Here is a 9,459-nt window from a genome sequence, read left to right on the forward strand (position 1 = left end):
CTTCCTATGTATTGTACAACCTAATTCATCAATCGTCACTTGAAACGAAGCCTGATGAGGCCAAATCCATTTCGTTAAAGCAGATATATGGAAGCCTTATTGAAGGCAAAAAAACAGCTGCAGCAGTGATTTTGCACTGCTGCAGCTGCCCCTAATCCTTAATCTTTCATCCGATCCAAGTGGTCAATTCATTAATCGGTGTTTTCTTAGCAGGTTTCGGCTCCATGTCAGGATAACCCAAGTATATGAAAGCCAGTATTTCCCCCTTTGAGGATAGCTTGAAATATTCCCGGACCTTTTCATGATAAGTTATTTTCCCCGTTCTCCATACTGCTCCCAGACCTAGGGAATGTGCAGCAAGAAGCATGTTTTGGATGGCACTGTTCACTGCCGCATATTCCTCGGAAACGAGGACATTTTTCTTATCACTAGGCTCTATGCCCACTGCGATGATGACAGGAGCCCTTAAGGGATTCTTTTTTTGCCTTTCAAGCTTACTGATTAATTCTTCCGGGGTATCATCAGCATTTTCAATTCTTGTTATTTCTTCGAATACCTGCCCAAGTTCATTTCTTCCTTCTCCTGTCAATACAAAAAAACGCCAGGGCTCCGTTCGATGATGATTAGGTGCATATGTTCCAGCTTCTATGATTTGCTCGATCATTTCTTTAGGTACCGGATCTTGCTTGACGATTCCAATGCTTCTTCTCGTTTTTATAGCTTCAATAGTTTCCATTTTATCTCCCCTTATCCCTTTATTTCTAATAGTTTCTGTTTCAGTTCATTTTCCATTGACGCCAATTCCTGTTCGGCTTGTCGGCGTTTATGCCTGCCTTCTTCTTGAATCCGCATGGTCTCCTCAAGCGTGGAAATCAAGTTAGCTTGCGTATTCTTTAATGTTTCGATATCGACAAGTCCCCGCTCATTTTCCTTAGCCGTTTCAATGGTATTCGTTTTCAGCATTTCAGAATTCTTCAATAACAAGTCATTTGTAGTCTTGGAAACCTGCTTTTGCGCTTCTACAGCATGCCTCTGCCTGATTAAGGTCAATGCAATCGCAACCTGATTTTTCCAAAGTGGAATGGCCGTCATGATCGAAGACTGTATTTTCTCGACTAGTGCCTGATTCGTGTTTTGGATCAGCCTGATTTGCGGTGCGCTTTGAATAGTGATTTCACGACTCAATTTCAAATCATGAAGCCTTTTATCCAACCGTTCAGCAAATTGCCGCATATCATTGACTTCTTGAAATTTCATTTGATCATTGCTTAATTCAGCGGACTTCCTTAGTTCCGGAATCGTTTTCTCATGGATTTCTTCGAGTTTAATTTCCCCTGCTGCAATATAAACATTCAAAGCCTGGAAATATTCTTTATTCGTTTCATATAGCTTTTCAAGGATTACAATATCCGATAACAGGATATTCTTGCTCCGGTCGAGTTTTACACTGATTCGATCAATTTGGGCCCCTGTTTTTTGATACTTGGAGAGCACCTCCTGTACAGATCCCGAGAGCTTCCCGAACATGCGTGCAAAAAATGAGGGCTTATCCGGTTTAAGCTCATCCGGGCTCAGCTCGTTTAACTTCTTCATTAAATCACTGATAATGTTGCCCACTTCACCTACATCTTTTTTCTGGACATGCTCAAGCATCGAGTTTGAAAAGGTCAGGAGCTTTGATTGGGCGGGTGTACCATAGGATATCATCGCTTGATGATTCGTTGGATCGATTTGTTCGGCGAGCTGATAAGCCTTTGCCCTGTTCTCTTCAGGAATGACATCAATCAGTTTAACCGGTTTCGCTTCCTGGGAAGATACTTTCTCAAGTTCCTGCACCCCATCGAATGGATTGGCTAAAAGATCATCGATCAAACTGGCGTTATTCGTTTTATTCAACAGGTTTGGATCATTGTTATTCATTTTAACCTCCTGCTTTCATCAATTACTTGTGACTCTTTTCTAGTTTTAATGGATTGTTTAGCAACGTCCAATTCGAAGTTAAGGTTATCGATATCATCGGCAATCACTTTATATAAATCCTTTTCTATCGTTTTAGTGAGTTCTTTTAAGGTTTTACGAGTTTCTGTTAAGGAAAGTTCAAGTTCCTTATTCTTTTTTGGCTGCTGTGATAAAAAAACATATTTCTCGGCGAGCTCCGTAGCTGAATCCAGATGCGAGTAATAAAATTGCTCCGCCTGGTAAAAACGCTTCGGTTCTTTTTTCGTGAGACTATATATTTTCCTGATCATTTTAATCATATCCTTCCTCTGTTTAAAAGAAGAGATATGCCTGACCGAGATTAGTGCCTTTTGCACCCGCCATATTTTCGGTTTTGCTTCAATTAAATTTTTCTTTATATATTGGTATTCTTTTCTCGTCAATTCATGCTTTTTCAGGAATCTTGATGAAAAATAAACGGAACTTAACCAATAGGAAAGCGCCCCTCCTGCTAAGGATATGACAACAGATAGGACAAACGGTTGATTCAATCCAAAATAGCTAATCATCCAAAACGGCAAAACCATTGGAAATGCAATCAATATCGGAACAAAACCAGCAAGAAATCGATTCATTATCTTTACACTCCTGACTTACACTCTTTTCTATATATACGGATTATCTTTAAGATTGGTTTCAAGATGGATGAAAGATTTTCTCCTATACTAAACGATATAGGAACAGCATGGTTTCTGCAAATTTATTGAAATTTTTTCGATAAAATTATCTCTTCTTCCCACTATTATGGGCAAACGCCTAGACACTTCACCGGAACTTACATAAGTTATTACGTATCCATCCTGATTTTAAAAAGGAGAGTTGACTATGAATTCATACGGATTTTATCCTTATCCACAACAAAATGGAAATCAACAGTACTATCAGTCTAATTTTAACCCCTATTTCCAACAGCCAGAAAGATTTGAATATGCACCACAGCAAGATTGGAACCTTCAGCAGATTCAAGAAAATTCATATAGCCACGTGCCCGAACAGTTCGATTTTGAAAGGGAGCCTCAACAACTTGAACGAAGAGTCCGGGAACTTGAGCGTCAAAATGAGCGTCAAACGAGGGAACTCACTCGGCAGAACCAAGAAATCACACGGATAAATCGAGAATTGAACCGTGTTAACCAGGAAATAACCAGGCTAAGTCAAACTGATCAACGCCATTCGAATAGGCTGAACCGACTAAATCAAAGACTTCGTGCCGTCGAAAGAAACCTAAACATCCCCTTCACCGCAACAGAGGATGGCTTTTAATACAAAAAGCAGGAGCTCATTATGGGCCCTGCTTTTTGTATCTTTTATCGGAAGGGTTTGATAATCAGTAATTCCAATAAATGAATTTAATCAAACGATTGATTAAATTTTAAAGGACCACCAAACCCTTGTCTGGCGTACTTTAACTGATTAATCACTCCTTAAAACCATTCTTGGTCTCCCTAACAGACCTTATAACAAATTCTGCCTATGGATGTTATAATATCCATTTTACCAAAAAAATTTCAGCTGCTCCCTTAAATGTACCCTGAATTTAAACACACCATTTTGAAGAACACCATCGTTCACAGAGCTTTACGATTTCACTCATATCATGTGAAATATACACAATTGTTTTTCCTTGCCTTGCCAGTATTTTTACATATTGATTAATTTCGAGTTTGGATTGAAGATCGATGCCCTCGGTTGGTCCGTCCATCAAAAGGATATCAGGGCACGTACCTAACGCGATATTAGGTTTCCGTTTCATACCGCCTGATAAGCCCTTTTCAGCCTCTTTTTGGTCGACCTCCAGCGTTGTCAAGATCCCATTCAAATGTGGACTATCTGTAAGCTGTCAACGACGAGCCTTGTTTCCAAGAATCTTCAATTGATGATCGCCATATTTAAATTGATGCTCCCAATAAAAAAAATAGGAGTCAGCCACATCCCTGCGGCTGCTTTCCTACCCTCAAATCCTTCAATGTTATCTAAGCAGGGCCCCCCAACAATAGTTCATGCGATAGTATCACAAAAATCCCTTAAATAATGTGAGTCCTCCAAAAGTTAAAAAATTTATTCCATAATGAAAAAACAAAAAAAGAACGTGAGCCATCCCTTACGCTCCCGTTCTTTCTCGATTACAACATGACCTGTTTCAATTTTTCGTTTCTTGATTCCTGTTCCTCCTGGGTAGACAAGTCATACTTCTTCAATAGATGAAAAAGTTCATTCAATGTTTCCTGTGAATTCCCTTTTTCCAGATAACAATCTATTACTTGACTCAATGCGGTTGGTAAAAATGCCTTTTGACTCTCAAATTTCTGCCTGACATCTTGCTGCGAATGGTTAAGATTACATGCTCCCATTTAAAATTCACCTCTTACTTGATTCTACCATTAATATAATTATAGACCTTACCTTGTCAATTCTTCGTCCTGCTTAAGTAGTCATCCAACCTTGATGAACTCCGGTAAGGCATGTTTCTTCTTCTTCAACAGTTGATCTTATAGGCACCCAAACATTTACAACTTTAAAATGAAACCATGTCAATGAAAAGCCCCATATGCACAGCACCACTAATCCAAATGATTGAACTCCGAGCAAATGCCATCTCCCTCCTGTAAACAATCCATTTTCAGTGGAGAAAAACCCTATCGCTATCGTACCCCATATGCCTTCTTTTCATTAATCAAACGTTTGATTAATGAAAAGAAGGTATTAAAAAAACCTTGAGAAATTTGGAAGGTATATTTAATCATTTTTTCCTTATTCTAAAAAGGCAGTGAAAAACCAAGGAGGTAACACCATGACAGTAATTAGTGATGTTAAGACGACTTTAGCCGGGCTAAAAAGTGCTCAAGCAAGCTTCGAGACCTTTGCCCTTTCAACAGACAACGAGCAAGCAAAACAACTTTATCAACAAGCTGCTCAACAAACACAATCGATTGTTGACAGCGTTTCTCCCCGTATTGATCAGATTGAGCAAGAAGAACCACAATATAAGCAATAAGAAATCATATAAAAAGGTTGGTTGAGGCAACCAACCTTTTTTATATCTTTAATCCATCTATAAGGAGACGATACCTTGCCATACAAGCTAAACTGTTTCATTCCTTTTTTTTTCATATTAATCGTTTTGCTTATGACAGGATGTTCGGCAAATTCCAGTCAAACAGATAGTAATAAGGAGCGGGGCTTGAATATATCCAAAGTACATACCAACAAGCCAATTGACCAAACGGCGGCCAATCAAGCTAAAAATAAGCTAATGAATCAGGACGAAGTCGCGGATGTAAAAGCCGTGAATTCCAATAAGGAACTGCTAGTGGCCATTAAAGTGGAAAACTTCGATCGACTACGCTTAAAAAAGATTGAAAAAAAATCGCAAACAGAACTGGAAGACATGTTTCCTGATTATAAAGTCCTGGTCTCGACAGACCAAAAAATGTTTATAGAACTGGAGCAGCTGGAGCAGGAACTTGAGAAAGACCATACTAAAATGGACTCCTTAAATAGGGATTTCAAAAGGATAAAAGCCTTATTGAATGAAAAAACGTAACAATTGAAAGAAGTGATACGAAGATGTCAAATAATAAAAAGAAAAAACTGACACCTGTCCAACAGGAATATCAGCAACTTCAAAACCAACTGGAAACCAAAAGGCCAATCCTGCTGAATTGCGTAAAAGCATTTATGACTGGCGGTATAATTTGCCTGATCGGACAGGTCATTTCGAACTTTTATATCCATTACTTTGACTTCACGGACCAGACAGCTGGAAACCCAACTGCAGGCACATTAATTTTCGTCGCCATGCTTCTCACCGGATTTGGGGTGTATGACAGAATCGCCCAATTTGGCGGTGCTGGTTCTGCTGTGCCGCTTACGGGATTCGGGAATGCCGTTATATCGGCAGCGATTGAACACCGGACGGAAGGTTTCGTTTTAGGAGTCGGCGGCAATATGTTCAAATTAGCTGGATCCGTTATCTTATTCGGTGTATTTTCCGCTTTTATCGTAGCAATGATAAAAACAATACTCATACAATGGGGTGGTTTATAATGCTTACGGGACATCGCACATGGGTGTTTGATCAAAAGCCTGTCATCATCTCAACCGGAACCGTTGGTGGTCCATTTGAAGCAAACGGTTTGCTTGCTGATGATTTCGATCTACTTCATTCCGATTTATGGCTAAATCAAGATTCCTATGAAAAGGCTCACAAAGTCCTCATAGAAGAAGCGAGTACAAAAGCAATCGAAAAGGCGGGTCTTCAAAAGGAACAAATCCAATTTTTCCTCGGAGGCGACCTTATCAATCAAATAACCCCTACGAGTTTTGCCTGTCGAACATTGGGAACACCTTATCTCGGCTTATTTGGAGCTTGCTCAACCTCTATGGAAGGACTGGCTCTCGGAGCATACCTTGTCAATACCAAAGGGGCAGATTACTTATTGACAGGCGCATCAAGTCATAACACAGCAGTTGAAAAGCAATTTCGCTTCCCAACTGAATACGGTGGGCAAAAACCTCCAACAGCCCAATGGACCGTTACGGGGGCAGGTGTGGCTTTATTAAGCAGTGCCGGGGAAGGCCCAAGAGTCACTTCAGCTACGATAGGCCGTGTCATCGACATGGGATTGACTGATCCTTTCAATATGGGAGGTGCCATGGCCCCGGCCGCTGTGGATACGATTGAAGCCCATTTAAGAGAACGGAACCTCTCCCCATCTTATTATGATTTAATAGTGACCGGGGATTTAGGAAAAATTGGACATGAAGTTTCATTGGAATTATTTAAAAAACATGGAACTCCCATTGAGGAAAATCAATATAAAGATTGCGGTTTAATGATATACAAGAATGATCAACCGGTCCTATCTGGAGCGAGCGGACCTGGATGTTCCGCAACCGTTGTGTATGGTCATTTATTAAATCGCATGAAAAAGGGTGAAATAAAACGAATGCTCGTCGTGGCTACCGGTGCCTTGTTATCTCCCCTTTCCTTTCAACAAAGTGAGACGATTCCATGCATTGCCCATGCCGTATCAATTGAATATGGCGGTGAACCACAATTATGATTTACTTTTGGGCTTTTGTAGTCGGGGGCTCCATTTGTGTAATCGGGCAGATAATGTTTGATGTATTTAAACTAACGCCTGCCCATACTTTATGTACTTTTGTTGTTACGGGAGCGCTTTTGGATGGTTTTGGATTATATGAACCTTTCATTGATTTTGCGGGTGCAGGAGCGACGGTGCCCATTACCAGTTTTGGAAATTCCCTTGTACACGGAGCGTTAGCCGAAGCGGAAAAGCATGGCTTGATCGGTGTTGTATCTGGCATGTTCGAAGTAACCAGTGCCGGGATATCAGCTGCCATCATTTTTGGTATGATCGGGGCCATTATTTTTAGACCTAAAGGATAAGGAGGATGCTCCATGACGATAGCTTCTGATGTAAAACAATGTGTCTCTAGCCTAAAAGGAGTTGAGGCAGGCTTATCCAGCCTAGCACTCCGGACTCAAGATGATGAATCTAAACGCACCTTGCATGAAACGATGCTGGTGGTGAATGAAATACTGAAGGATGTACAAAAGCGAGTGGGTGAGTTAGAACGGGAAGAACCACAATATAAGGGGTTTTAAATACCTATGAATTGCAGGGGGTGCTAAGTAATGCCTGAATGGTTAGAAATCGTTTTACGGTCACTATTTTTCTTAATTGTTCTTTTTTTAATCACAAAATGGTTAGGTAAAAAACAAATATCTCAGCTTTCCTTTTTTGAGTACGTCACTGGCATAACCATCGGGAACGTTGGCGCAGAGTTAGCCACAAAGGTTGAAGGAAATATTGTTCACGGTGTTCTTTCCATTCTCGTTTTTGCATTTGCTCCTTTCATTGCAGGATTACTTTCCATGAAAAGCAAAATTGTTCGTGATTTAGTCGAAGGGAAAGCAACAATTTTTATTAAAGATGGAAAAGTCATGGAGGACAATTTAAAAAAGGAAAAGTATACAACCGATGAATTATTGTGGTTACTCCGAAGTAAGGATGTCTTTGATATATCAACAGTCGAGTTTGCCTTATTAGAGGCTAACGGTGATTTTTCCGTACTGTTAAAGAAAGAAGACCAACCTCTAACAGCAAAAGATTTAAAAATGACAGTTGCTGCAGTCAAGGAGGCTCAGACTGTTATAATGGATGGTCAAATTCTAGACGAACCCTTATCCACGATTGGTCTAAACCGAAATTGGCTGAAAACTGAACTGGATAAGTTAGGCGTAACCATCGAGAATGTCTTTCTTGGACAAGCAAACTCTAATGGAGAATTAAACGTGGACCTTTTTGATGATAAAATTAAAGTGCCATCTCCTCAGGAAAAACCTTTAATGCTCGCAACCTTGAAAAAATGCCAAGCAGACTTAGAATTATTTGCCCTTGGAACTGAATCAAACGAAGCTAAAGAGATGTATAACAAAAATAGCGAAAAACTGCAAAAGGCAATAGATGACGTAGCCCATATTTTAAGAAACTGATTACTGTATTGATTTCCTCACTTCCATAAGAGAAGTGATTAGCCCAATGGTGAAGATCGTCACACATGAAAAAAGGAAAATTTCTATACCTAAGGTGAAGGCGGCGGCGGAAATGATTAATGTATCTATGAGGATAATGGCCAAAGCAATGTCTATAGAGGTAGATTTGGAAATGATTTTGGCTAACATATCCGTTCCTCCGCTGCTAGTCTCATATCGAAGCATGAGCCCTATGGCCACCCCGATGATGGCACCGCCAATCAAAGAGCTAGCTAGTATCGAAATGGAAAAGACCTTTTTCAATGGATTGAGCCAATCCATAAAAAGGGATGTCAATAATAATCCGTGAATGCTGCTGTAGAAAAAGGGCCGTTCATAATGCCAGGCATATAAAAATAGGGGAATGCTAAGGATCAGCATCGATAGCCCCGTTTGAAAACCAAAGAAATAATGAAGGATGAGTGCAATTCCAATAACTCCGCCATCTATTAAATGATGAGGAACTAAAAAACCATTGATTCCAATACCCATCATAAAGCTTCCAACACTTACAGCCACCGCTTTTTGAAAATTAATAAAATCACCTGCCGCCCTTTTGATAATCCTAATATATGTCCAAGTTAGTGAATCAAGAATATACATGTAAAAAAAATCCATATCCTTCACTTAAAAAAAGAGCCCGGTCATGAGTGAACTATACCCCGAATAATGGACACAGTAAAAAAAGTCCCTTATTCGGGGTTTTCTATGCCCTTTTTCTAGAACCCCGTTTATAATCATTTCAGATATAGGGCGGAGGAAATCAAAATGAGTAAGATTTATTTTAATGAATTTCAAATAAAGGAATTAGAGAATAATCCACATGTGAAACAGGTTTCAGATCGTTCGATTGCTTATCATCCAGACTTTAAGGTAAAGGCTATTAAAGAGAATCAAGC

Annotated in this window: 15 protein-coding genes; 8 read left to right on the forward strand and 7 right to left on the reverse strand. The window is 39.8% G+C overall.

What is annotated here, in order from left to right:
* Positions 1–166 precede the first annotated feature (166 nt).
* From AC1DVK_RS15850 to AC1DVK_RS15860, 3 genes are read right to left on the reverse strand one after another with little or no spacing between them, the layout of a single operon-like run.
* A complete protein-coding gene (locus tag AC1DVK_RS15850; protein ID WP_477626874.1) occupies positions 167–736 on the reverse strand; it encodes a nitroreductase family protein in 570 nt (189 codons plus the stop codon).
* An 11-nt stretch (positions 737–747) separates the two neighbouring features.
* Positions 748–1,920: a toxic anion resistance protein gene (locus AC1DVK_RS15855; RefSeq protein ID WP_089362531.1), complete on the reverse strand. Its 1,173-nt coding sequence runs from the start codon at positions 1,918–1,920 to the stop codon at positions 748–750.
* The gene (locus tag AC1DVK_RS15860; RefSeq protein WP_061461298.1) at positions 1,917–2,573 is read right to left on the reverse strand and encodes a 5-bromo-4-chloroindolyl phosphate hydrolysis family protein; all 657 of its coding nucleotides are present in this window, start codon (positions 2,571–2,573) and stop codon (positions 1,917–1,919) included. Before AC1DVK_RS15860 ends, AC1DVK_RS15855 begins: the two co-directional genes overlap by 4 nt.
* Positions 2,574–2,823: 250 nt before the next feature.
* Between AC1DVK_RS15860 and AC1DVK_RS15865 the strand changes: the two genes are divergently transcribed.
* Positions 2,824–3,261, forward strand: coding sequence for a hypothetical protein (locus tag AC1DVK_RS15865; RefSeq protein ID WP_089362530.1), 438 nt, complete (start codon positions 2,824–2,826; stop codon positions 3,259–3,261).
* Positions 3,262–3,535: 274 nt separating this feature from the next.
* Here the strand turns inward: AC1DVK_RS15865 and AC1DVK_RS15870 are convergent, their stop codons facing one another.
* The 3 genes from AC1DVK_RS15870 to AC1DVK_RS15880 all read right to left on the reverse strand — a co-directional run bounded on the left by AC1DVK_RS15870 (position 3,536) and on the right by AC1DVK_RS15880 (position 4,656).
* The gene (locus AC1DVK_RS15870) at positions 3,536–3,805 is read right to left on the reverse strand and encodes a P-loop NTPase family protein (protein ID WP_477626875.1); all 270 of its coding nucleotides are present in this window, start codon (positions 3,803–3,805) and stop codon (positions 3,536–3,538) included.
* Between the two features lie 316 nt (positions 3,806–4,121).
* Positions 4,122–4,349 carry a hypothetical protein gene (locus AC1DVK_RS15875; RefSeq protein WP_477626876.1) on the reverse strand — a complete coding sequence of 76 codons (228 nt, stop codon included), beginning with the start codon at positions 4,347–4,349 and terminating at the stop codon, positions 4,122–4,124.
* Positions 4,350–4,422: 73 nt separating this feature from the next.
* A complete protein-coding gene (locus tag AC1DVK_RS15880) occupies positions 4,423–4,656 on the reverse strand; it encodes a hypothetical protein (RefSeq protein ID WP_410861491.1) in 234 nt (77 codons plus the stop codon).
* Positions 4,657–4,789: 133 nt separating this feature from the next.
* Between AC1DVK_RS15880 and AC1DVK_RS15885 the strand changes: the two genes are divergently transcribed.
* The 7 genes from AC1DVK_RS15885 to AC1DVK_RS15915 all read left to right on the forward strand — a co-directional run bounded on the left by AC1DVK_RS15885 (position 4,790) and on the right by AC1DVK_RS15915 (position 8,521).
* Complete coding sequence (locus AC1DVK_RS15885; RefSeq protein WP_053344237.1) at positions 4,790–4,993, forward strand: DUF1657 domain-containing protein; 204 nt, start codon at positions 4,790–4,792, stop codon at positions 4,991–4,993.
* Between the two features lie 132 nt (positions 4,994–5,125).
* On the forward strand, positions 5,126–5,542 hold the full coding sequence (locus tag AC1DVK_RS15890) for a YhcN/YlaJ family sporulation lipoprotein (protein WP_089362633.1): 417 nt from the start codon (positions 5,126–5,128) through the stop codon (positions 5,540–5,542).
* A gap of 23 nt (positions 5,543–5,565) precedes the next feature.
* Positions 5,566–6,045: a stage V sporulation protein AC gene (gene spoVAC / locus AC1DVK_RS15895; RefSeq protein WP_317778335.1), complete on the forward strand. Its 480-nt coding sequence runs from the start codon at positions 5,566–5,568 to the stop codon at positions 6,043–6,045.
* Complete coding sequence (gene spoVAD / locus AC1DVK_RS15900; RefSeq protein ID WP_477626878.1) at positions 6,045–7,064, forward strand: stage V sporulation protein AD; 1,020 nt, start codon at positions 6,045–6,047, stop codon at positions 7,062–7,064. Before spoVAC ends, spoVAD begins: the two co-directional genes overlap by 1 nt.
* Positions 7,061–7,411, forward strand: a complete 351-nt coding sequence (spoVAE, locus tag AC1DVK_RS15905) for a stage V sporulation protein AE (protein WP_061461293.1) — start codon at positions 7,061–7,063, stop codon at positions 7,409–7,411. The genes spoVAD and spoVAE overlap by 4 nt, the downstream gene beginning before the upstream one ends.
* A 12-nt stretch (positions 7,412–7,423) precedes the next feature.
* A complete protein-coding gene (locus tag AC1DVK_RS15910) occupies positions 7,424–7,630 on the forward strand; it encodes a DUF1657 domain-containing protein (protein ID WP_061461292.1) in 207 nt (68 codons plus the stop codon).
* Positions 7,631–7,660: 30 nt separating this feature from the next.
* Entirely contained in the window at positions 7,661–8,521 is an 861-nt protein-coding gene (locus AC1DVK_RS15915) for a DUF421 domain-containing protein (protein ID WP_089362527.1), read from the forward strand.
* On the opposite strand, the gene AC1DVK_RS15920 is transcribed toward AC1DVK_RS15915, so the two are convergent.
* Positions 8,522–9,178 (reverse strand): YitT family protein, encoded by a 657-nt coding sequence (locus AC1DVK_RS15920; protein ID WP_477626877.1) that lies wholly within the window; start codon positions 9,176–9,178, stop codon positions 8,522–8,524. It lies immediately after the preceding gene.
* Positions 9,179–9,459: the final 281 nt, after the last annotated feature.

It is taken from the genome of Peribacillus sp. P4_B1 (genome assembly GCF_056402395.1).

Coding starts and splice junctions, on each gene's coding strand:
- spoVAC (WP_317778335.1), top strand. CDS start 5,566: ATGTCAAATAATAAAAAGAAAAAACTGACACCTGTCCAACAGGAATAT.
- AC1DVK_RS15920 (WP_477626877.1), bottom strand. CDS start 9,178: ATGGATTTTTTTTACATGTATATTCTTGATTCACTAACTTGGACATAT.
- spoVAD (WP_477626878.1), top strand. CDS start 6,045: ATGCTTACGGGACATCGCACATGGGTGTTTGATCAAAAGCCTGTCATC.
- AC1DVK_RS15875 (WP_477626876.1), bottom strand. CDS start 4,349: ATGGGAGCATGTAATCTTAACCATTCGCAGCAAGATGTCAGGCAGAAA.
- AC1DVK_RS15855 (WP_089362531.1), bottom strand. CDS start 1,920: ATGAATAACAATGATCCAAACCTGTTGAATAAAACGAATAACGCCAGT.
- AC1DVK_RS15885 (WP_053344237.1), top strand. CDS start 4,790: ATGACAGTAATTAGTGATGTTAAGACGACTTTAGCCGGGCTAAAAAGT.
- AC1DVK_RS15890 (WP_089362633.1), top strand. CDS start 5,126: ATGACAGGATGTTCGGCAAATTCCAGTCAAACAGATAGTAATAAGGAG.
- spoVAE (WP_061461293.1), top strand. CDS start 7,061: ATGATTTACTTTTGGGCTTTTGTAGTCGGGGGCTCCATTTGTGTAATC.
- AC1DVK_RS15860 (WP_061461298.1), bottom strand. CDS start 2,573: ATGAATCGATTTCTTGCTGGTTTTGTTCCGATATTGATTGCATTTCCA.
- AC1DVK_RS15910 (WP_061461292.1), top strand. CDS start 7,424: ATGACGATAGCTTCTGATGTAAAACAATGTGTCTCTAGCCTAAAAGGA.
- AC1DVK_RS15915 (WP_089362527.1), top strand. CDS start 7,661: ATGCCTGAATGGTTAGAAATCGTTTTACGGTCACTATTTTTCTTAATT.
- AC1DVK_RS15865 (WP_089362530.1), top strand. CDS start 2,824: ATGAATTCATACGGATTTTATCCTTATCCACAACAAAATGGAAATCAA.
- AC1DVK_RS15850 (WP_477626874.1), bottom strand. CDS start 736: ATGGAAACTATTGAAGCTATAAAAACGAGAAGAAGCATTGGAATCGTC.